18 protein-coding genes and 1 pseudogene are annotated in these 21428 nt (G+C 71.8%); 6 read left to right on the top strand and 13 right to left on the bottom strand.

The window, feature by feature from the left end; translation table 11 throughout:
- The first annotated feature begins 232 nt into the window (after positions 1-232).
- The gene (locus AV521_RS42160) at positions 233-2629 is read left to right on the top strand and encodes a M4 family metallopeptidase (protein WP_076096849.1); all 2397 of its coding nucleotides are present in this window, start codon (positions 233-235) and stop codon (positions 2627-2629) included.
- A gap of 49 nt (positions 2630-2678) precedes the next feature.
- Here the strand turns inward: AV521_RS42160 and AV521_RS42155 are convergent, their stop codons facing one another.
- The 3 genes from AV521_RS42155 to AV521_RS42145 form a co-directional block, all read right to left on the bottom strand.
- Positions 2679-3878 carry a glycoside hydrolase family 64 protein gene (locus AV521_RS42155; protein WP_076096847.1) on the bottom strand — a complete coding sequence of 400 codons (1200 nt, stop codon included), beginning with the start codon at positions 3876-3878 and terminating at the stop codon, positions 2679-2681.
- 174 nt (positions 3879-4052) lie between these two features.
- Positions 4053-4808, bottom strand: a complete 756-nt coding sequence (locus AV521_RS42150) for a dienelactone hydrolase family protein (RefSeq protein WP_076096912.1) — start codon at positions 4806-4808, stop codon at positions 4053-4055.
- Positions 4809-4940: 132 nt separating this feature from the next.
- Positions 4941-5561, bottom strand: a complete 621-nt coding sequence (locus tag AV521_RS42145) for an L-threonylcarbamoyladenylate synthase (protein ID WP_076096845.1) — start codon at positions 5559-5561, stop codon at positions 4941-4943.
- Between the two features lie 610 nt (positions 5562-6171).
- Between AV521_RS42145 and AV521_RS42140 the strand changes: the two are divergent.
- Positions 6172-7736: pseudogene (locus AV521_RS42140) on the top strand (helix-turn-helix domain-containing protein).
- A 183-nt stretch (positions 7737-7919) separates the two neighbouring features.
- Here the strand turns inward: AV521_RS42140 and AV521_RS42135 are convergent.
- Positions 7920-9170, bottom strand: a complete 1251-nt coding sequence (locus AV521_RS42135; protein ID WP_076096843.1) for a serine hydrolase — start codon at positions 9168-9170, stop codon at positions 7920-7922.
- Positions 9171-9421: 251 nt separating this feature from the next.
- Here AV521_RS42135 and AV521_RS42130 point away from each other — a divergent pair, with 251 nt between their 5' ends.
- Positions 9422-9706, top strand: coding sequence for a hypothetical protein (locus tag AV521_RS42130; protein WP_256725940.1), 285 nt, complete (start codon positions 9422-9424; stop codon positions 9704-9706).
- Positions 9707-9710: 4 nt separating this feature from the next.
- Here the strand turns inward: AV521_RS42130 and AV521_RS42125 are convergent, their stop codons facing one another.
- Positions 9711-10178, bottom strand: a complete 468-nt coding sequence (locus AV521_RS42125) for a hypothetical protein (protein ID WP_076096841.1) — start codon at positions 10176-10178, stop codon at positions 9711-9713.
- 295 nt (positions 10179-10473) lie between these two features.
- Positions 10474-11580 carry a PP2C family protein-serine/threonine phosphatase gene (locus AV521_RS42120; protein WP_076096839.1) on the bottom strand — a complete coding sequence of 369 codons (1107 nt, stop codon included), beginning with the start codon at positions 11578-11580 and terminating at the stop codon, positions 10474-10476.
- Positions 11581-12078: 498 nt separating this feature from the next.
- On the opposite strand from AV521_RS42120, the gene AV521_RS42115 reads away from it, so the two are divergent.
- Positions 12079-12987: an N-acetyltransferase gene (locus tag AV521_RS42115; RefSeq protein WP_076096837.1), complete on the top strand. Its 909-nt coding sequence runs from the start codon at positions 12079-12081 to the stop codon at positions 12985-12987.
- Positions 12988-13817: 830 nt separating this feature from the next.
- On the opposite strand, the gene AV521_RS42110 is transcribed toward AV521_RS42115, so the two are convergent.
- The 4 genes from AV521_RS42110 to AV521_RS42095 form a co-directional block, all read right to left on the bottom strand.
- Entirely contained in the window at positions 13818-14705 is an 888-nt protein-coding gene (locus AV521_RS42110) for a Gfo/Idh/MocA family protein (protein WP_076096835.1), read from the bottom strand.
- A gap of 35 nt (positions 14706-14740) precedes the next feature.
- A complete protein-coding gene (gene tgmB / locus AV521_RS42105) occupies positions 14741-15724 on the bottom strand; it encodes an ATP-grasp ribosomal peptide maturase (protein WP_076096833.1) in 984 nt (327 codons plus the stop codon).
- Between the two features lie 17 nt (positions 15725-15741).
- The gene (tgmA, locus tag AV521_RS42100; RefSeq protein ID WP_020938095.1) at positions 15742-15933 is read right to left on the bottom strand and encodes a putative ATP-grasp-modified RiPP; all 192 of its coding nucleotides are present in this window, start codon (positions 15931-15933) and stop codon (positions 15742-15744) included.
- 256 nt (positions 15934-16189) lie between these two features.
- Positions 16190-17026: a fructosamine kinase family protein gene (locus tag AV521_RS42095; RefSeq protein ID WP_076096908.1), complete on the bottom strand. Its 837-nt coding sequence runs from the start codon at positions 17024-17026 to the stop codon at positions 16190-16192.
- 227 nt (positions 17027-17253) lie between these two features.
- On the opposite strand from AV521_RS42095, the gene AV521_RS42090 reads away from it, so the two are divergent.
- Together AV521_RS42090 and AV521_RS42085 are read left to right on the top strand one after the other, a co-directional pair.
- Entirely contained in the window at positions 17254-17964 is a 711-nt protein-coding gene (locus AV521_RS42090) for a tRNA-dependent cyclodipeptide synthase (RefSeq protein ID WP_256725939.1), read from the top strand.
- Positions 17961-19172 carry a cytochrome P450 gene (locus AV521_RS42085; RefSeq protein ID WP_076096831.1) on the top strand — a complete coding sequence of 404 codons (1212 nt, stop codon included), beginning with the start codon at positions 17961-17963 and terminating at the stop codon, positions 19170-19172. Before AV521_RS42090 ends, AV521_RS42085 begins: the two co-directional genes overlap by 4 nt.
- Positions 19173-19287: 115 nt before the next feature.
- Here the strand turns inward: AV521_RS42085 and AV521_RS42080 are convergent, their stop codons facing one another.
- The 3 genes from AV521_RS42080 to AV521_RS49855 all read right to left on the bottom strand — a co-directional run.
- Positions 19288-20166, bottom strand: coding sequence for a hypothetical protein (locus AV521_RS42080; protein WP_076096829.1), 879 nt, complete (start codon positions 20164-20166; stop codon positions 19288-19290).
- Positions 20167-20251: 85 nt separating this feature from the next.
- Positions 20252-20515, bottom strand: coding sequence for a hypothetical protein (locus tag AV521_RS42075; protein ID WP_143658744.1), 264 nt, complete (start codon positions 20513-20515; stop codon positions 20252-20254).
- Positions 20516-20745: 230 nt separating this feature from the next.
- Positions 20746-21428: hypothetical protein (locus AV521_RS49855; RefSeq protein ID WP_218639414.1), on the bottom strand; the 683-nt coding region annotated here is incomplete at its 5' end.

Genomic DNA, 21428 nt, shown 5'->3' with positions numbered 1-21428 from the left:
TGACCGCGATATGACTGACATGTGCGGGTCAAGGCTGGAATCCTTCCTCCACGCACCGTGCACCTTCCCGGTGCGTTCTCGGATCACGGTTCCACATTGCTCAGCTCGCCCGGGCAGCAGACCCGTCTGCCCGTCTGTCACCGGCCGCGTCCCGGCGGCCGCAGCAGGAGGAGTACGAGTGAGACGCCAACCCCACAGATCCCTGCCCCACAGATCCTCTCCCCACAGACCCGTGTCCCACGGAGGGCACACGCGGGCCGCGGTCGGAGCCGCCCTGGTCTCCACCGCGGCCTTGCTCGCCGTCGGTCTCCAGGCCGCCCCGGCGATCGCCACGTCCGTCGCCGCCCACCCCGGTGCACTGCGCACCGGCGGCCTGGAGGCCAAGCTCAGCCCGGCCCAGCACCAGGCGCTGATGCAGAGCGCCCGGCAGCAGACCGCCGCGACCGCCCGCACCCTCGGCCTCGGTGCCCAGGAGAAGCTGGTCGTCAAGGACGTCGTCAAGGACGACGACGGCACCCGGCACACCCGGTACGAGCGCACCTACGCCGGCCTCCCCGTCCTCGGTGGCGACCTCGTCGTGCACACCCCGCCCGCCTCCCTGGCCGCGGGCACGGTGAGCACCACGTACAACAACAAGCACAAGATCCAGGTCGCCTCCACCACCGCGACCTTCACCAAGTCGGCCGCCCAGGACAAGGCTCTGAAGGCCGCCAAGTCCCTCGACGCCAAGAAGCCCGCCGCCGACAGCGCCCGCAAGGTGATCTGGGCCGGTACAGGCACCCCGAAGCTCGCCTGGGAGACGGTGGTCAGCGGCTTCCAGGACGACGGCACGCCCAGCCGGCTGCACGTCATCACCGACGCCATCACCGGCAAGGAGCTGTACCGGTACCAGGCGATCGAGACCGGCGTCGGCAACACCCACTACAGCGGTCAGGTCACGCTGACGACGACCCAGTCGGGTTCGACGTACACGCTGACCGACGGCGCGCGCGGCGGGCACAAGACGTACAACCTCAACCACGGCACCTCGGGCACGGGAACGCTGTTCTCGCAGTCCAACGACACCTGGGGCGACGGCACCAACTCCAACGCCGCCACCGCGGGCGCCGACGCGCACTACGGGGCGCAGGAGACCTGGGACTTCTACAAGAACACGTTCGGCCGCAGCGGCATCAAGAACGACGGTGTCGGCGCCTACTCGCGCGTGCACTACGGCAACGCGTACGTGAACGCGTTCTGGGACGACACCTGCTTCTGCATGACCTACGGCGACGGCTCCGGCAACAACGACCCGCTGACCTCGCTGGACGTGGCCGGCCACGAGATGACCCACGGCGTCACCTCCAACACCGCGGGCCTGGACTACACCGGTGAGTCCGGCGGCCTGAACGAGGCCACCAGCGACATCATGGGCACCGGCGTGGAGTTCTACGCCAACAACTCCTCCGCCCCCGGTGACTACCTCATCGGCGAGCAGATCAACATCAACGGCAACGGCACCCCGCTGCGCTACATGGACAAGCCCAGCAAGGACGGCAGTTCGGCAGACTCCTGGTACTCGGGCGTGGGCGGCCTGGACGTGCACTACTCCTCGGGCCCGGCGAACCACATGTTCTACCTGCTGTCCGAGGGCAGCGGCACCAAGGTCATCAACGGCGTGACCTACGACAGCCCGACCTCCGACGGCGTCGCCGTCACCGGCATCGGCCGGGCCGCCGCGCTGCAGATCTGGTACAAGGCGCTGACGACGTACATGACGTCGAGCACCGACTACGCCGCCGCCCGCACCGCCGCCCTGAACGCGGCGGCCGCCCTGTACGGTGCCAACTCCACACAGTACGCGGGAGTCGGCAACGCTTTCGCGGGCATCAACGTCGGCAGCCACATCACCCCGCCGAGCAGCGGCGTGACGGTCACCAACCCGGGCAGCCAGACCTCGACTGTCGGCACCGCCGTGAGCCTGCAGATCCAGGCGAGCAGCACCAACAGCGGCGCCCTGTCCTACAGCGCCTCAGGTCTGCCCGCGGGCCTGTCGATCAACAGCTCCACCGGCCAGATCACCGGCACGCCCACGACGGCCGGTACCTCCAACACCACGGTGACGGTGACCGACTCCACCGGTGCGACCGGCACCGCGACCTTCAGCTGGACGGTCAACTCCAGTGGTGGCGGCGGTTGCACGTCGGCCCAGCTGCTGAGCAACCCCGGCTTCGAGTCCGGCGGCACCGGCTGGACCGCCACCAGCGGCGTCATCACCACCGACAGTGGTGAGGCCGCACACAGCGGGTCGTACAAGGCCTGGCTCGACGGATACGGCAGCTCGCACACCGACACGCTGTCCCAGTCGGTGACGATTCCCGCGGGTTGCAAGGCGACCCTGACCTTCTACCTGCACATCGACACCGCGGAGACCACCACCAGTACCCAGTACGACAAGCTGACGGTGACCGCGGGTTCGAAGACCCTCGCGACCTACTCGAACCTCAACGCGGCCTCCGGCTACAGCCAGAAGTCGTTCGACCTGTCCTCGCTGGCGGGCTCGACGGTCACGCTGAAGTTCAACGGCGTGGAGGACTCCTCGCTGCAGACCAGCTTCGTCGTGGACGACACCGCCCTGACGACCGGCTGAGTCACCCCGTTCCGCGGCCCCGCACCGAGCGGTGCGGGGCCGTGCCACGTCAGCTCAGCGGATCCAGTGTCAGATACGCCTGCTGCGGGCTGCCGTCGTGGACCAGCGACTCCTGGTTCCCGACGTCGTCGAAGGCGAACGCGTAGGCCTTGCCGTCGGCCATCGCGCCGTGAACGGCACGCGCGTACTGGTTCGTCACGGAGTCCTGGTAGAAGCCGGTCGTTGTGGTGTCCGGCTGATTGGCGTTGATCAGCAGCGTCGAGCGGTTGAAACCGGCGCACAGGGTGCGGGAGATGGGGCCGCGGACTTTGTCATTGGGAGCGTCGAGCAGCTTGTGGCAGCCGAAGACGCTGTCCGCGTCGGGCTTCTGGAAACTGGTGACGACCGCGCCCGACGCGTCGGTGAAGTTCATGACGTCGCCCGAGACCCGGCCGAAGTACTTGGTGTTCGGCTGGTCGGTGAACGGCGTCACGGTCAGCGTCGACGTCGTGTACTTCTGCCAGACCCGGCCCACGTAGTCGTCCATCACGTTCGCCGGCAGGGCGCCGGTCTCCACGCCGTACAGCGGTGAGAGCGCGCGAAGCACCGTGCCGTCGGAGCGGGTCTGGACCAGCCCCGACCAGCCGCCCGACTGGCCGCGCAGCGCGTTGAAGAACCCCGTGTAACCACCGGACTTCAGATGCCCGGTGGTGCTCACACCGCCGTCGGAGCGCTGCACCCCGACCGCGTACGGCGCCGAGAACATGTCCACCTGGGTGCTGTTCAGCCACAGTCCGGCGTCGTTGAGGGTGTACTCGGACCAGTTGAACAGGGTGTTCCGGTTGGGGTCGGAGGGGTTCTGCACGGCCGGCTGGACGAGGCCGCCGGTTGCCAGCCGGAAGTCGAGCTTCTGGCCGTAGGAGAAGTAGATCCGGCCGGAGAACTTCGGTATCCGGATCGTCTTCGACTGTCCGGGGGCCGGGCCGTCGATCGCCGCGTCCGGAGCGGGTGTCGGGGGGTTTCCACCCGCCGGCCAGGCGTGGAAGGCGCCGTTCGCGTCGGCCCAGCCCTGCGTCCCGGAGGACAGCTGGGTGCCGAGGTCGTAGACGTAGACCGGCTCGGAGCGGCCCGAGTTGTTGGTGAGCTGCAGGGGGATGGTGTCCGGTACGGCGGCACCGGCGCGGTCCGGGGTGCCGAACGCGAGCACTCCGCCGACCAGAGCCGCGGCGGCCGCCAGGGGCAGCACCGGGCGTGTGCGTGTCTGAGGCACTCTCTACCTCCGTGTGGGGTCGGGGTCGTACGGATGTTGGTCCGTACCTGAGTGAGAGCGCTCTCAGCCTCGTGCCCAGGGCGCGGGCATGTCAATGAGATGGACAAGGTGGAGCGAGGCGGGTTCGGGCCGGCGCCCGCCGTGAGCCGGACTCGGACGGGCGCCGGGCCGGTGTCAGAAGGTGCGTTCGAGCAGGCCGAGCAGGGCTGCCCAGTGCCGCTCGTACGCCTCCTCGCTGTACGCGGTGGTGTCCGCCTGCGTGTAGCCGTGCTGGGCGCCCTCGTAGACCTCGCACGTGTGCCGGACCCCGGCATCGGTCAGAGCCTTCTCGAAGCGCTCGATCTGCTCAGGCGGCAGCGAAGGGTCGTTGTCGGCGTGTCCGAGGTACAGCTCCGCGGTGATGCGCGGGGCGCCCAGGTGCGGGCTGGTCGGATCGTCGGTGGCGAGCGCGGCGCCGTGGAACCCGGCCGCCGCCGCGACCCGGTCCGGGTGCGCCGCCGCAGTCCACAGGGAGAGCCGGGCGCCCATGCAGTAGCCGGTGACCCCGACCGGCCCGTCGGAGACCAGCGGGCTGTCGGCCATCCAGCGCAGGTAGGCGGCGGAGTCCCGCTCGATCAGATCCTGGGTCAGCGAGAAGACGATCGGGCCGAGCTTCTCCCAGATGGTCGGGTCTGCGGCCGGGTCGATGAACTCGGGCAACTCCAGGACCGGGGCCCGGCCGAGACGGTAGGTCACGTTGGGCACCAGCACCGCGTAGCCGGCGGCGGCCAGGCGGTCGGCCATCTTCTTCAGGTGCGGGCGCAGGCCGTAGGCGTCCTGGTAGAACAGCACACCCGGACGGGGACGCCCGTCCGCGGGGTGGACGAGGTAGGCGTCAGCGATGCCGTCCTCGGTCCGGATGTCGAGGTCGGTTCGCTGGAGATCGGTCATGATGAGCAAGCCTCCCTAGGGGAATGGGCGTCGGACGGCGGTCGCCCCCCGGCGCCGGCTATGCCCATGCTGCCACGCAAGATCGACGGCGCCGCACCTGGTGTGCCGCACGGCAGCTCCGAGTGGCCGGTGTCACTCGAAGCGGCTGGTGTCCCCGGCGCCGCGCCGTACGATCTCCGCCTCGCCGCCGGAGAAGTCCACGACCGTCGTCGGCTCGGTGCCGCACTCGCCCGAGTCGACCACCGCGTCCACCATGTGGTCGAGCCGGTCCTTGATCTCCCAGCCCTGCGTCAGCGGCTCCGCCTCGTCCGGCAGCAACAGCGTGCTGGACAGCAGTGGCTCGCCCAGCTCCGCCAGCAGTGCCTGGGTGACCACGTGATCGGGGATGCGCACACCCACGGTCTTCTTCTTCGGGTGCAGCAGCTTGCGCGGCACCTCACGGGTGGCCGGGAGAATGAAAGTGTAACTGCCGGGTGTGGACGCCTTCACGGCGCGGAACACGTCGTTGTCCACCCGCACGAACTGGCCGAGCTGCGCGAAGTCCCGGCACATCAGCGTGAAGTGGTGCCGGTCGTCCAGATGGCGGATGGAGCGGATCCGGTCCATGCCGTCCCGGCTGCCCAGCCGGCAGCCCAGCGCGTAGCAGGAGTCGGTCGGGTATGCGATGAGCGCTTCCGACCGCACCGCGTCGGCGATCTGGGCGATGCTGCGCGGCTGCGGATTCTCGGGGTGCACGTCGAAGTACTTAGCCACCCGACGAGCTTATGCCGTCCCGGCCGCCACACGCGCCCCCAGGCGCCCATCCACCCCCTGTGTCCACGGCTCCACCGTGGAGACGGCTACGACGCCGGTGCCGGCTTCGATGGGGGTGGCGCCCGTCTCCACCGGCATGCCGGGCACGCTCGGGGCGGCTGTGGTCGAGGGTGGTGGCCGGGCGTTCATGGCCGGCCCGCACGCCTCCGCACTGGTCACCGGGGCGCGTGCCTGCCGGAAGCGGTGCTCGCGGCGGGGCTGCGCGGAGGTACGGCGGCGGAGACCGGCCGTGCCAAGTCCGATCGGCCGCTCCGGACTTGCCGTTTCTACTTCCAGCGAGTGCTGTCCGGATGCGCGTGAGTACTTTCCGGTCTCGTGAGTACTTTCCGGATTCGCGTGAGTTCGGATTCGCATGAGTACTTTCCGGATTCGGGGGCATCCGATCCTGAGCCGTCCTGGGCACCCCCCCCGCTCCGGACGCGAAGGATCCGCCGGCGTCCCACCCCCCGGGGCGCCGGCGGAGCCATGTCCGGCTCCGGGACAGGGTCGCGTCGGGTAACGTGTGCGGATCCTTAAGCCCAGGTCAACACGGAGACGAGGAGAGGGACACGTGGCCGGCCGACCGGACGAGGGCCCGGCGTTCCCGCAGCCGCACGGCGGCGACAGCGCCTGGGCGCAGGAGTTGCTGGACCATCTGCGGCCCGCCGGACGCGATCCCCGCCGGCTCGTCGCCTGGCTCGCCCGGACCGTGGAGGCAGCGGTATGCCTCCTGGACGCGCGCGGCGATCTGCTCGCCGGTGAGCACCTGCCGCTCGACGCCGCCGTGCTCGCCGACGTCGCCACCGGGAGGGTCTCCGCCGCGGCCGTCGACGACGGCCTGCGGCACGTGCGCCTGGTCGGCGTACCGTATCCGGGTCCCGGCCCGGCAGCGGCAGCCGTCCTCGCCGTCGCCCGCCGGGCACCCTTCGACCGGCATACCGCGGACATCCTCGCTCACACCGCCGGAGTGCTCGAACTGCTCCTCAGGGAAAGGGAGTTGGCAGCATCCGGGCGGCGGCTGCGGCGAGCCACGGCCGATCTGCGGCTGGCGATCCTGCAACTGCTCATGGTGGAGGACACCGTCTCCGCCCGCCGGGTCGCCGCCGGGCTGTGGCCGGGCCTGCTGGAGGAGGACACCGCCCGCGTGTACGTCCTTGAGGGCACCGCCGCCGAACGCGACCGGCTCGCCGACGTGTGCGTGGAGACGACCGACGGCGGGGCGCTCGTCGTGCGCTGCCCCGCGGTGGACGAACACGTCATCGTCGTCGGCCCGTCCGCCGACGTGGGGGAGCGGCTGCGGTCCCTTGTCGCCGACCGCCCAGGCACCTTCCTCGGGGGCAGCCCCGCCAGCGCCTCGCCCTGACCGCCACCGCCTACGGACAGGCCGTCACCGCCCTCGCCGTGGCCCGCTTCCGGCCCGACCGGGCCGCCGTCTACGCCGCCCGCACCCGCCCCGTACGGCTCATGGACCCCGCCGCGCTGCGGGCCTGGGCCGGCGCGGTGCTGCGGCCGCTCGACGCGCTGCCGCACCATGTGCGCGCCGAACTGCTCGCCACCACCCGGCTCGGCCTTGAGTTCACCGCCGTGAACGCGGCCAAGGTGCTCGGCGTCAGCCGCAACACGGTCCGCGCCCGGATGGACCGGGTCGCCGCGCTGCTCGGCGCCGACTTCTCCCGGCTGGCCGTCCGCGCCGTCGCCCACGCGGCCCTCAACACCGAGGCCGCACACGGCCCGTACGACCCCCGCTGCGGCGCACCCGATCCGCCGGCCCGCTGTCAGCTCACCGAACTGCTCCGGACGAGCGCGCTCGGCGCCTGGGCCGAAGGGCTCCTCGGCCGGCTCGACGACGACGGCCGGGACCTGCGCCGTACCCTGCGCGCCTGGACCGGCGCAGACGCGCACGCCGAACGCGCCGCCCAGGTGCTCGGCGTACACGCCCAGACCGTGCGCGAACACCTCCGGGCGGCCGAACCCGTGCTGGAACGCCGGCTGACGTCCGGCGGCACCGACTTGTACGAGGTCGTCCTCGCCCAGCTCGTCACCGGCGAACTGCCCGTACCCGACCTCGGCCCGGCGGCCGTACCCGAACCCGGCGCCGCGAACCCGGACCAACCGGACGCGCCTGTGCACCGGTGAGTGCCGTGCGGGCCGCGCCGGGCACCGGTGCACTACCCCGCGTCCGGCGACGCGCGTAGCCTCGGCACTCCGCGGGGCACGACCGGAACGGGGGACCGGTCGCGGCCCCGCGCCCGGCCCGTCGGCGTGCCGAAGCCCTCCCTACGGGCTCCGCCGAGGCAGGAATCCGGGTGCGCCGGTGCCTCAACCGGTGGGCGTGACGGGCAGGTTGTACACGTGCCCGGGAGAGATGATCTTCGTCATCGCGGTGCCGAGTACCGTGCTGGGCTCCCGGGACCGGTAGTCCGTGTCGGTGTTGAGGAGGGCGACGAGCGTCGTCCGGGTCGACGGCAGATAAACGGTCAACGACTCGTAGCCGGGCAGGGAGCCGTTGTGGCCGATCCATCCCCGCACGTCGAAGATGCCCAGGCCGTATCCGGCGCCCTTGATCGAGCCGGTCTGCGGAGTGATCAGCCGCTGCTTCTGGGCAGCGGCACTGACCATCGGCTTCCCGCCCGGGAACCGGCCGGTGGCCACCGTGGGCGCCCAGGTGCGCAGATCCCGCAGGTTCGAGATCATCGCGCCGGCCGCCCAGCCCCAGGACGGATTCCAGTCGGCCGCGTCGGTCTCCTTGCCGTTCGCCGTCTGCTCGGTGTAGCCCTGCGCGTGCGGGGTGGGGAACTCGTTGCCGGCCGGGAAGAGAGTGTGCTTCATACCGGCCGGATCGAGGATGTGCTGCTGGATGTAGTCCCCGAGGTGCTGCCCGCTCGCCTTCTCCACCACCAGACCCAGCAGGATCAGGTTGGTGTTGCAGTAGGAGAACTTGTGCCCCGGCTGGAACAGCACCGGATGCTTGAAGGCGTAGGCGAGCAACTGCTCGGGCGTGAAGCTCCGTTGCGGGTCGGAGGTCAGCGCCTTGAAGAAGTCGGGGTCCTCCGAGTAGTTGAACAGCCCGCTGCGCATCCCGGCCAGTTGGCGCAGCGTGATCCTGTTCTCGTCGGGCACGCCGCCGATGTACTTGCCGATCGGGTCGTCCAGACCGACCTTCTTCTGGTCCACCAGCTGCAGCAGCGCCGTCACGGTGAAGGTCTTCGTCTCGCTGCCGATGCGCATGTACAGGTCCGGCGCCATCTTCTGACCGCTGCTCTTGTCGGCGACCCCGAACGAGCGGACGTAACTCGGCTGTCCCGGCGTCCAGATGCCCACGGTCACACCCGGCACGTTCGCCTCGTGCATCACCTTCCGTACGGCGGCGTCGAGTTGGCGTGCCACCTGCGGAGTGAGCGGACGGACGGCCGGCTCCGAGGGGGAGGGGCTCGGCGAGTCCGCGGTGAGCGCGGCCGTTACGGCGGCGGGTGCCGCTCCCGCCGTCCCGGTGGTGAGCGGTACCACCAGTGTTCCCGCCAGCACGGCGACCGTGGCCCCCCGGCGCAGGCGTGCGGACGACATCGACATGGGCTGACTCCAAGCACGTGAGAGCCGAACGTGCGGTGAGCGGGACGTCGAGGCCCGGACCTCCCCAGCATAGGAGCGCTCATTGCGCCACGCCCGTCGGAACGAGGGCGGGCCCGGCTCATCTCCTGCCGCGGGATGCTTGTCAGACGGTTGGCAGGGCCGTTGGAGGGACGGCCTCACTCGACCCGGTGAGCCGACCGGGTGAGGGCGTAGCCACGGCGGTTCACGGGCGTTGCCCCGGCATAAACCGCTTGGATGACCCGCCGAACCGCCTGGGCCGGCCGGACCGGAGGGACCGGATCGACCGGCTGGATCGGCCGGACCGGATCGATCGGCTGGGTCGGATGCGCCAGACGGCGACGCCGGTTCGGACGGCGCCGGTGGATCGGGTCGAGCGGGCCGGGGAGCCGATCTATGTCCGGCTAGTCGCCGAGTGGCGGGCGCAGGGGCGAACCGTGCCTTCGGAAGCCGATGCGCTGCGGGCCGTCTTCCCCGGGCCCGCGACGGGTACCCGCGCCACGACCGAGCGCGTCTGAACCGTCACCGCCCGCACAGCGGCGCGAGCACGGCGAGCGTGCCGTCGGCCTGCCGCAGCGCCCCCGCAAGCGCGCCGGGCGAGTGCAGCGTGCCGGTGCCGTCGGGCGGCACGAGCCACTCCAGGAAACGCGCGGGGCGGTAGGGCGGCGGTACGGCGACCCAGGCGCCCTTGGTCGCGTAGCGCAGACCGGCGCCCTTCCAGCTCCCGGTCGGGTCCGGCGGCAGGAAGAACCCGACACGACCGGCCGCCGTGTCGATCAGCGTCGGCCCCGCCACGGACAGTCCGGGCCGCCACAGCAGGTCGAGGGTGAGCAGACCCAGCTGGTCGGGGACGCTCAGCACGTCCCATAAGCGCCCCGCCTCCAGCAGCGCGGTGCCCTTGCCGTGATCCCAGTCCCGTGTGCAGGCGCGCGGGTCCGCCGCCGCGGCGGCCAGCCACTCCACGCCCCGCACCCACATCGTGTTCGTCATCCGCTGCTCCGGGTGTCCTCGTTCGCCCACGCTCGCCGCGGGGAACGGCCGCGGCCGGGTACTCCCTGGGCCTGCACGGCAACCCGGCATATGCATGCTCGTAGATATCTCTACGCGGCGGAAAGGGTGGCGAGGCCTGGCGTTTGAGTCGGGACGTTCGAACTCCGGTTGTACATTCGTCATTTGGGGAGCGCGCAACCCGCGCTCGCGCGCGTGCCGTGCGCGGGCCGACCCCCTCTTCGGCCGGGCCTCGATCCACCGCGCCCTGTGGGACGTGGGCTGATCAGCCGGACGGTCAGGTGGCCCTTGGTTCGGGCGTCAGCACCAGCATGGTGACGTCGTCCCGGACCTCGTAGCGCCGCCGTGTGAGGTCCGCCCACACCACCTCGGGCAGCTCGGCGGACGCCGTGCCGGTGAGGGCCGCCAGGCGCGCGGGCAGCGGATAGAAGGCACGGTCGGCGTCCCGCGCCTCCCACACCCCGTCGGAGGCCAGGAAGAGCCGGTCGCCCGCCGCGAGTGGCACGGTGACCTCCTTCGGCGGGTCGACGCCGACCAGCCCGAGCCCCAGCGGTGGTCCCGATGCGACCGTCAGCTCCACGGCGCGCCGCTCGTGCAGCAGGACGGGCACCGGATGACCGCAGGCCACCACGCGCACCGCGCGCCCGTCGGGGGAGAACTCCAGCAGCAACCCCGTGGCGAACAGCTCCCCGTGCCGTACGCCCGTCGAGTCCACCGCCAGCCTGCGGTCCATCCGCGCGGCGACCGACTCCAGGTCCGGCTGGTCCAGTACAGCCTCCCGGAACGCGCCCAGCAGCGACACCACCGTCGCGACCGCCGCGAGCCCGTGCCCCTGTACGTCGCCCATCACCGCGCGCACGCCGTACGGCCCGTCCCGCACGTCGAAGAAGTCCCCGCCCACCAGCGTGCCGTTCTGCGCGGCCCGGTAGAAACCCGCGCATCCCACGCTCCCGACCCGCTTCGGCAGCGGCGGCATCACGGCCCGCTGCACGGCCTCGCCGATCGCCCGCTCGGTGTCCAGCTGGGCGTCCCGGCGACTGCGGACATACGACACGAACACGCTCAGGGTGGCCACGAACACGATGGTGAGCAGATCGGTGTTGCCGGGGCGGTTGAGGTGGGTGGCGGGGACGTTCAGCGCCACGACCACCCCGACGCCCAGGACGGCCGTGGCCAGCGGGCCGTACGACAGCACGGCCAGCGGCGGGATGGCGCCGAGCAGAAATCCCAGGTCGCGGGCGTGAGGGGTGACCAGTGTGGCCCCGGCGACGGCCACGAGCAGCAGCACGGGGAGCACCCGCACCCAGCGCGGTGGCGGCGCGCCCCGCAACCAGCCGCGTTCCTCCCGGTTCCGACGCGACACCCCGCCGCGCACCGATCTCACATCCCCAAGCTACGCCGCCCGCCGTCCCCGGGCCTCCTGCCTGGAGCGCGGCCTCCGGCAGGGCGCGCCGGTCATCGGCGGGCCGGGCCGTGGCCCGGGCGGGGTCTCATGGCGCCCGGGACAGGGCGGCCGGGCCCAGCCGGGGGCGGGGGGTAAGTGGGGGGAGGCAGGGACAGGCGGTGACATTCGGGCGATGGGGCGATGGGGCGATGGGCGATGGGCGTTCCGCGTGCGGCCGGGGCTGAGCGGTGGAAGCCCGGCCGACGGAGGGGGTGGACGCGCCGTCGGCGGAGGGTGATGGACGCGCGGCCGGCGAAATCCGGTGGACGCCCCCGGTTCGGCCCCATAGCCTGGCCCGGCACACCCGCGACGGACGGAAGGAGGCGAGCGTCATGGTCACTGTCATCCCGCGCTCCCACCTCCCCGTCACCCGGGTGTGCCAGGCCTGACCGGGAGCGCATCCTCACCGCCACGCGGCACGCATCCCGAAGGAACCTCATGACCCCCTTGGTCATCCGCACGCTCGACGAGAGCAGCGCGCACCTCTTCGACACCATGCCCGACCCGCTGGCGTTCCGGGACAAGCACCGGCACACCCGCTACCGAGCCGACTGGTGGCGCATCGCCGTACGCGACGGCCGTACCGTGGCCCGCGCCGCCTGGTGGGGCCGGCCCGAGGACCCGGAACCGCTCCTGATCAACTGGTTCGACGTGGCCGAGGGCGAGGAGGAGGCCGGAGCGGCGCTTCTGCGCACGGCACCCTGGCAGACCCACGAACTCGAACTCGATCTGCCCTCCGGCTGGCGCGCCGACGCACGGCTGCGCACCGCCGCGGACATCCGGGCCGCCGCCGCGCGTGCCGCCGGCTACACGCCGCTGGTGGAGCGCTTCCTGTACCGCTGGACCCCGGACCGGGGCCTGCCCGAGCGGCCCGGCCGCCTCGTCTTCGCCCCGGAGCCGGACGACGCGGTCTTCTTCGACCTGCTCCGCCGCATCCACTCCGTCACCCTCGACGCCCACGCCCGCCGGGCCGCCGAGCGTGGCGGACCCGAGATGGCCGCACAGCAGGAACTGGACGTCCTCCACTGGTTTCCGTCCCCGCGCGCGTGGTGGCAGATCGCCCTCACGCCCGAGGGCGAGACCGTCGGTATCCACATCCCGGCGCGCAACCCGTCCGGGCCCTGCGTCGGCTTCATCGGCGTCGTGCCGGAGCAGCGCGGACACGGCTACGCCTACGACCTGCTCGCCGAGTGCACCCACTTCCTTGCAGCCCAGGACGCCGAGTTCATCGCCGCCGCCACCGACCGGGGCAACTTCCCGATGGCCGCACACTTCACCACGGCCGGCTACCCCGTCGTACGGGAGCGCCTCAACTTCTGGGCCGACCCCGCTGTCAGTGGCGGGTGACATGCTGGCGGAGTGGTGATCGGCGGCGGGACGGGGAGGGGCCGTGGGATGCGACGCGGAGGCGTGGCGGGTGTGCGCCGGAGAGGAGATGGTCGGCGAGATCGATGGGGCCGGGAGCAGTGGAAGGCGGCGTACCACGAGATGGAGCGCCGTGTCTCGTTGTCGTCACCCGACCCCGGTCCCAGAGTGACGAGCGTTCCGCTGACCAGGGCGGGGAAGGGCGGCGTGCTGCCCGGAGCCCTGAGGTCACCCTGCCACCAGCGGGTTGCCTGTTGCCGCCCCGGTCCGCGTCGCTCGCCGACCGGCGGATCGCCGCCCCTGCCTGCCGCCCACCGGCCGGCGGATCTCCGACGCCGCCCACTGATCCGCAGTTCGTCGACCCACCCGCCGCGTCTGCCCGTGCCACCACCGGAGCGCCGAACCGGAGCCGGAGTGCTCGCAGGGGCAGGGGCGGTCGGGGGTCTGCGGGCCAGGGCCTGTCCGGCGGGGGCTGGCACGCTTTCCCCCACTGCCTTGAGGGCGCGGGGCACCCCCATCGCCGACTCCCGCCTCCGCCTTGCAGCTGGACGCACCAGCCCTCGGCTCATCTGCGCTGATGAGGCGCGGTTGATTTCCAGCGACCTGCTCCGCCGGACAGGAGGCACTAGTGCCCCAACAGGCAGCGTTCGCCCCGTCGCGACGCCGGGCACGCCCTCTCGCCGCACCGGCCGAAAGCCCACGTACGTCCAGTACGAGGCCTTCCGTCCGGCACTCCCCCAGCCTTCGGCCGGGGCCCCCAGAGCACGCACCGGACGCCGCTCCTTGGCGGGCAGGCGTTGCCTGCCGGGGCACTAGTCGTCCTCGGCTGCCAGCCGGGCCTGGGCTGTGGCCAGGATTTCGGTGACGCGGAGGCCGAACGCGGCGTCGCAGGCGTGCGGGCGGCCCGTGCGGGCGGCCGTCAGCAGGGCGTCGACCGCGCGCGTCAGCGCCGGGACCGCTCCCTCGGAACTGCCCGGCAGCAGTGCCACGCCCGCCTCGCCCCGCAGCTCCACATCGGCCCCGGCAGCCGCGGGCGGAGCCGTCAGGCTCAGCGTGAGGGTGCTCGACGCACCGGTGGCGTGGTCGAGGACCAGGTGCACGGTGTCCGCGGGACCGTGCGCCGCAGCCACCATCTGCCGTACGTCACCGAGGACCGGCAGCAGCACCGACAGGGCGTGCGGGCCGACGTCCCACAGCGCACCCTTCTCCCGCCGCCAAGGCGAGCCCGCGAACGGGCTGTCGGAGGTGAACACGGCCCCCAGCCACTGCGCCCGGGCCGTGAACCAGCCCGCCACGGCAGCCTGTTCCTCGATCCAGGCCTCCGGCTCCTTCTGGAAGCGGGCCGTGAAGAACACCACCGAGGCCACCCCGGCCCGTTCCGCCGCGGCCACCACGGCCCGGCCCTCGGCGACCGCCACCCCGAGCGGCTTGTCCAGCAGCAGATGACGGCCCGCCCGTGCCGCCCGTACCGCCAACTCGGCCTGCACGGACGGCGGCAGGGCCACGGCCACCGCGTCCACATCGGCCAGCAGCGCGTCCACGTCGTCGTACGTGGGGACGCCGTACCCCGTGGCCAGCGCTGTGGCCGCCTCGGGCCTGCGGCCCCACACTCCGGCGAACTCCACGCCGGGGTGGCCGGAGAGGGCGGGAGCGTATGCCGTTTGGGCCCACGGGCCCGTTCCCAGCAATCCGATGCGCATGAGGCGTTCCTTTCTCCGAGCCGATCCCCGCACCCTCAAGAGGCTGCGCCCCGGCTGCCCTCCGCACACCTGCCGTCCGGATCCCCGTCCCCGGCAAGCCAGTCTGCGATCGTCGCGGCGATGGGCTGACCTGTGTCCATCTCGACGAACCCGAACTGTCCCGACTGGTTGCACTCCAGGAACCACCAGATCCCGTCGGCGTCCTCGGCGAAGTCGAATGCGCCGTAGGCCAGTTCGGCGCCCCTCATGTACCGCCGTACGCCCTCGGCGACGCGCGCCGGCACGTCCGCGGGCAGCCAGGGAGAGACCGAGGGGGCGAAACGGACGTCCACGTCGTCCGGGTGGGCGTCGGGGTCGGCGGGCTTGCGCGCGGCCAGCAGGGTGTCGCCGACGACGGTGAGCCGGATGTCCGCCCGCTTGCCGACCCGCCGCTGCAGCAGCGTCGGACCGAAGGCCACCGCCGAGAAGTCGGCGTCCGGCGCGACCCGGCTGGTCGGTACCGCGCGCGGGGGCTCCTGCGGATGCGCACCGGACACCGGCTTGACCACCAGATCCGGGAAACGCTCCGCGAACTCCCGCGCCGCCTGCGGGAACGTCGTGATCAGCGTGGCCGGCACCGCGAGGCCGCTGCGCTGTGCGAGATGCAGCTGCCAGGGCTTGTGCCGGGCGCGGCGGGCCGCGTCCGGATGGTTCATCCAGCGCGTGTCGGTGGTGCGCAGCATGCCGTACAGCGCCTGTGACGACTCCTCCGTCAGCCAGGCGGACGGCTGGGCGGCGCGAGCGGCCGCCTCCCCGGGCCTGCGCACCCAGACGGAGCGCAGGCCGCTCATGGTCACCAGGCGCCCGCCGACGGACAGATGCCCCCGGTAGGCGCCCTGCACGTACTCGCCCGACAGCGCCACCCCGTTGGTCAGATCGGCGGGATCGAGCCGGACGACGGGCACTCCGGCTTCGCCCAGCCGGAGGACCACCATGTCCGCCGTCACGTCTTCTTGTCTGGTCAGGATGAGCACGGTCATATCTCTGGGTCCGCGGTTCAGTCGTCGAAGTGGGTCTTGGAACCGGCGGTCGACGTGGTGGTCCCCAGAGCTCTCAGGGTCGCGTGGTCGGTGGCGGCTATCCGCCCGTCCGGGAGGACGTTCAACTGCAGTCCGGAGTCGTACGCATACGGAGTGGTGACGTCCAACTGCACAGCGGGGCGCGCGTAGTTGAGCGTGAACGGTTGCATGGTCTCTCCCTGATTCGGCTTTCACGTCCTTATACGAATCGAACGGGTGATTGGTTTCCTCACTCTGCGTAATCGCAGGTCGGAGGGGTGCCGGAAGGGCCCGCATGGCTCAGGACGCCGATGGCGCCCAGTACGTTGCCCACTGCGGACCGCCATTTCGCGGCCGCACTCCGCCTGGTCGAGGGACCCGTCGTCAACTGGACCGGCCGGAGAGCCCGGTGGCCGGGGACGCAAGTAGCCGTCCGCCGGATCCGCGTCACACCGCGAGTGCGTCCCGGGCCGCGGTCAGGGCCTGTTCCGCATATCCGCGTCCGAACAGCACCGCGTGCACCAGCAGCGGGAACAACTGGTGTACGCCCACGCGGTCCTGCCGGCCTGGCGCGAGCGGCGCCGCCTCCTCGTACCCGGCGAGCACGCGGTCCAGATGAGGGCAGCCGAACAGCTGGAGCATCGCCAGGTCGGTCTCCCGGTGTCCGCCGTGCGCGGCCGGGTCGATGAGCCGGACCTCGCCGTCGGCGCCCCACAGCACGTTCCCGTTCCACAGGTCGCCGTGCAGCCGCGCGGGCGGCTCGGCGGGACCCGCCAGGTCGGGCAGCCGCGCACAGACCTGCTCGAAGACGGCCGCCTCGTCCGGGCGGAGCGTGCCGCGGTCGACCGCGCCGCGCACATACGGCAGTACGCGGTGCTCGGCGTACCAGCTGGGCCAGTTCGTGCCGGGCGTGTTGCGCATGGGAGCGAGGCCGATGAACGCGTCCTCGGGGCCGTCAGGCGGCGCCGCCCCGAGATGCGGTGCACCGGCCGCGTGAAGAGCGGCCAGGGATCGACCGAAACGCAGTGCCGCCGTGGGGTCCGGCCGCCCGGTCGGCACCCGCTCCGTCACCATCCAGCGTTCGTCGTGACCGAGCACCGCCGGCACCCGGACCGCGTCCGCGGCGGCCAGCCAGCGCAGTCCGGCCACCTCGGCCCGTATGGCCCCGGGTGTGTCGCCGCGCTTGACCATCACCCGGGCGCCGTCGTCCAGGGTGACCTCGGCAGGTGATCCGGACCCCGTGCGCGCCCCGGTGGCCGGGCGTCCGGTGAGCCGGGACGCCACCCGGCCCGGATCCTCGTAGGCCTCGTCTCGGTTGAACACGACCTCAGCGTACGGCTCGCAACAGATGCACGTTGCATGGAACTTCGAGCATTGCTACGACTGTTTTCAGCCAAAACCAGGCAGTAACTGCCCGTGCTGATCCACTACGGTTAGCGTGAGGGCGCCGCGCAGCCACACCAGGGGCACAGGGCCCCGCCGGGACTAGCGCGCGGCGGAGGCTTTCCCCTTTGACCACAGCATCCGTGCTGATGGCCGACGTCTTCGAAGTCCAGCCGTACACCTCCCACTGCGAAGTCATTCTGGGCGAGGGCGCGCACGCCGTGATCGGTGTGTCCCCGGGCAACAGCTACTTCTCCGCCCGCCGCCTGCACGACCTCGCCCGCTGGGGACTGGACCACTTCGACAGGGTCGACTTCGTCTATACCGACCTGTACGTCGCCGAGATGTACGAGGCGTCCGGCTATCCGCCGGACGAGGCCCGGCGCAAGGCGGTGAAGAACCTGCGTGGTGTACGCGCCAAGGTCCGGGACGCCGTGTCGGCGGCGGACCCGGAGGGACTGCGGCTGGACTGGCACCCGATGTCGGAGTTCCGCACCAACCCCGCCTATCAGGACATCCATCGGCAGCTCAAGGACCGCCTGTCCTCCGACGGCGCCTTCCGGGCCGTTTGCGATGCCTTGGTAAATCGTTTCCTTAGCGCGCGGGGCGAGACACCGACCGAACGTCAGCGCGCCGTGTGCCTGGAGTACGTGTGTGCCGAGGCCCCGCTGTTCCTGGACACCCCCGCCATCCTCAAGGTGCCCTCCTCGCTCAACTGCTACCACCAACTGCTGCCGATGGCCGAGCTGTTGTACTCCCGCGGCGCCGGTCTGCGCGCCTCCCGCAACCAGGGCCACGCCATCGTCACCCCCACCGCCCTGGAAGGAGCCGTGGCATGACCGCCGCCCCCGGCACCCGCACCGACGCCCCGCACCTGCTCGACTTCCCGTTCTCCTGGGACGGCACCCAGGTCCCCGCCGAGGTCGAGGAGATACGCGCCGCCACCCCCGTACGGCGCGTGCGGACCATCGCCGGTGCCGAAGCCTGGCTCGTGTCGTCGTACGACCTGTGCGCGCAGGTACTGAAGGACGACCGGTTCTCCCTGAAGGACACCTCCGCTCCCGGAGTTCCCCGGCAGTACGCGCTCACGATCCCGCCCGAGGTCGTGAACAACATGGGCAACATCACCGGCGCCGGGTTGCGGCGGGCGGTGATGAAGGCGCTCAATCCGAAGTCACCCGGCCTGATGGAGTGGCTGCGCGAGGAGGCGCACCGGCTGGCGGACCAGATGGTGGCCGAAGGCCCGACGGCCGATCTGCGCGCCGCGTTCTGCGACCCGTACTCGGCGGGCATGCACTGCCGCATCCTCGGCATCCCGCAGACCGAGGCCCCGGCCTTCCTGCGCAGCCTGGACATCGCCTTCATGAACGCGCCGTGCCCCATCACCGGCGCGAAGATCAACTGGGACCGGGACATCGCCCGGATGACGGCCCTGCTCGACGACCCCGCGACGCACGGCCTGATGGGTGAACTCGCCGCGCTGCGCGACGACCCCGAGTACGCCCATCTCAGCGACGAGATGCTGGCCACCGTCGGGGTCACCATGTTCGGCGCCGGTGTGATCTCCACCTCCGGCTTCCTCGCCATGGCCCTGGTCCACCTGCTCACCCATCCCATCGCCCGCGACCTCCTCCGGGACCGCCCCGACCTGATCGGTCCGGGCGTGGAGGAACTGCTGCGGGTCAACCTCTCCATCGGCGACGCCCTGCCGCGCCTGGCGCTGGAGGACGTCCGGCTCGGTGACGTCGACGTGAAGCAGGGCGAACTCGTCCTCGTGCTGGTCGAGGGTGCGAACCTCGACCCGGAGAAGTTTCCCGACCCGCACCGTTTCGACGTCCACCGCGACAACACCGCCGACCACCTCTCCTTCGGCGGCGGCGCCCACTACTGCCCCGCGACCGCGCTCGGCCGCGCCCACGCCCGGATCGCCCTGGAGGTCCTCCTCGACCGGCTCCCGGACCTCGCGCTCGCCGTACCGCCCGGCCAACTGGTCTGGCGTACCGGCTTCATGAAACGGATGCCCGAGCGGCTGCCGGTGACCTGGTAACCAGCGACCCGCAGCCGTCCGTACGGCGCCCCCGCCCACTGTGGCGGGCGGGGGCGCCGTACGGACTCGACCGGAGCACGGCGGGCGGTCGACAACGCACTCGCCCGAAGGCCGCTCAGTCGGCGACGGGATGAGAGCCCCGGATCAGTCCCACCGGATTGCCCGGAGGCAGCAGCCCCGAGCTCTCGACCAGGCGGGACAGCGGCTCCAGCAGGCCGGCCAGCCGGGTGGTGCGGTCGGCGCCGAGCGCGGTCCAGGGGCCTTCGGCCGCCGCGTCCGTCAGTGCCTCCACCTCCGCGCGCACGACCGCCCCGGCCGGGGTGAGGGAGCCGTCGGCCATGAGCAGCCCACGCTCACGCAACCGCGCTGTGGCCGTGTCCCAGTCCGCCGGGTCCCACTTGCGGGTCTCCCGCAGCATCGCCCCGTCGGACTCGCCGGACGCGGCCTTGAGCACCATGGCCTCCACCGGCCCGAGCCCCTGACCCACCAGCACCGCGACATGCGAGTCGCCCCGGTGCTCGCGCAGCGTCGTCAGGCCCTGCCACAGCCGGGCGGTGGGACGGTCCGGGCGCTCCAGCGCCTGGTTGGCGGCGGCCAGCACCCGACCCGCGGTGTCCGCCGCCGCGGCTGCCTCCCAGGCGAGGTCGGCGGCCTCGGCGAAGTCGCCCGAGCCGACGACATCCGGTCCGAACACACTGGTCATCGCCGTGTCAAGCGCATCGAGGCGGGCGGCCAGCACATCGGCCGGGGCCGCATACGCCCACGCGTCTGGGAGGGCCCGGGCCACCCGGGCGGGATGGAAGACATAGAAACAACTCGTCACGACCGACGGCGGGACCGCGCCGAGCGGTGCCGCACGCAGCGCGAAGTACCCCATCCAATACCCCCGCATCCCGAGCGCGTCCGCCGCCCGGCGGACCTCCGGTGCGAAGTACACGAGATCGTGCACCGGCTCGTACCGCTCCCACAGCTCCCGCGCCCTTCCGTCCGCCACCGCTTCCTCCATCGCATCGGACTGCCGTGCTGTCGGCACCAGCCTGCGTTATGACGGCGGTCATAACAAGAGGGGCGACTGGGTGTCAGGAAGCGGACGCCACCTGCTCCACGACCGGCGTCGAGACCGACCGGGTGGCCTTACTCCGCCGGGTCCGGCCCACCGCGGGCGGAGCGAGCAGTCCTGTCACCGCGAACAGACCGCCCACCACGTACCAGCCGGGCCGGTCCCAGCCGACGCACAGCGCCATCGGCAGTCCGGGGCCGAACTCCACGGCCACCACGGCGACGACGAGCACCATCGCCGCCACCGACCCGGATACACCCGCCGAGACCCCGACGTACGTCACCAAGCGGAGGTGGTCGCGGAACTCCGGCGGCCGGGGACCGGGCTCCGCTGAGCGGGCATATGACACCCGGCCGGTGTGGGGCGTGCGCCACGCCCGGGGATTCGCCCGGATGATGGCATATGGGGCGCGATCACTGGGGCAGACGGGTGGCTCAGTGACCCGGCTGGGTGGCTCGGATGGTGGGAGCTTGCGCACTCACTGACGGTGGTTCATGTCGAGGACGGGTCCATTCAGCTGATGAGGTATCCGCTGCCCGGCCACGACGGAAGGACATCGCTATGCGATCTGCCCGCATGCTTTTGGCCTCGGCGGCAGTAACAGCCGCTCTCGCCTTCGCGGTTCCCAGCGCGGCTCTCGCCGTGCCCGCGGGTGACGACGGAGGCCGTGACGACTCCTCTTTCAGCCGGGACCACAATCGTGGTTCCGACGACGACCACGGCCGCGGCGACTCGGGTCGCGACCACGACAATGATCACGGTGAAAACCACGGCAAGGGCCGCGGACACGACGAGCCGCGCGGTGGAATCCACACGGGTGGCGGAGCGCTGACCCTGGTGCGCGGCAACGACCGGGGTGACGACGAGCACGGCCGGGGCGACGACCACGGTGGTGGGGACGAGCACGGGCGTGGTGATGACCACGGTGGTGGGGACGAGCACGGCGGTGGGGACGAGCACGGCGGCGGTGATGACCGCGGGCGTGGGGGTGACCGGGACAAGCCGCGTGGTGGTGTGCACACCGGTGGTGGTGCGCTCGCCCTGGTGCGCGGCAACGACCGGGGTGACGACGAACACGGCCGGGGCGACGACCACGGTGGTGGGGACGAGCACGGGCGTGGTGATGACCACGGCGGTGGGGACGAGCACGGCGGTGGGGACGAGCACGGCGGTGGGGACGAGCACGGCGGCGGTGA

Source organism: Streptomyces sp. IMTB 2501, from assembly GCF_001953885.1.
Classification (GTDB): Bacteria; Actinomycetota; Actinomycetes; order Streptomycetales; family Streptomycetaceae; genus Streptomyces.
Note: the sequence above shows the minus strand (reverse complement) of the source record. Positions and strands in the feature narration are given on the sequence as shown.

What these genes read in the sequence shown, in the direction of transcription:
- AV521_RS42150 (WP_076096912.1), bottom strand. Translation starts at nt 4,808, where the DNA reads ATGACCGATCTCCAGCGAACCGACCTCGACATCCGGACCGAGGACGGC.
- AV521_RS42135 (WP_076096843.1), bottom strand. Translation starts at nt 9,170, where the DNA reads ATGTCGATGTCGTCCGCACGCCTGCGCCGGGGGGCCACGGTCGCCGTG.
- AV521_RS42125 (WP_076096841.1), bottom strand. Translation starts at nt 10,178, where the DNA reads ATGACGAACACGATGTGGGTGCGGGGCGTGGAGTGGCTGGCCGCCGCG.
- AV521_RS42115 (WP_076096837.1), top strand. Translation starts at nt 12,079, where the DNA reads ATGACCCCCTTGGTCATCCGCACGCTCGACGAGAGCAGCGCGCACCTC.
- AV521_RS42110 (WP_076096835.1), bottom strand. Translation starts at nt 14,705, where the DNA reads ATGCGCATCGGATTGCTGGGAACGGGCCCGTGGGCCCAAACGGCATAC.
- tgmB (WP_076096833.1), bottom strand. Translation starts at nt 15,724, where the DNA reads ATGACCGTGCTCATCCTGACCAGACAAGAAGACGTGACGGCGGACATG.
- tgmA (WP_020938095.1), bottom strand. Translation starts at nt 15,933, where the DNA reads ATGCAACCGTTCACGCTCAACTACGCGCGCCCCGCTGTGCAGTTGGAC.
- AV521_RS42085 (WP_076096831.1), top strand. Translation starts at nt 17,961, where the DNA reads ATGACCGCCGCCCCCGGCACCCGCACCGACGCCCCGCACCTGCTCGAC.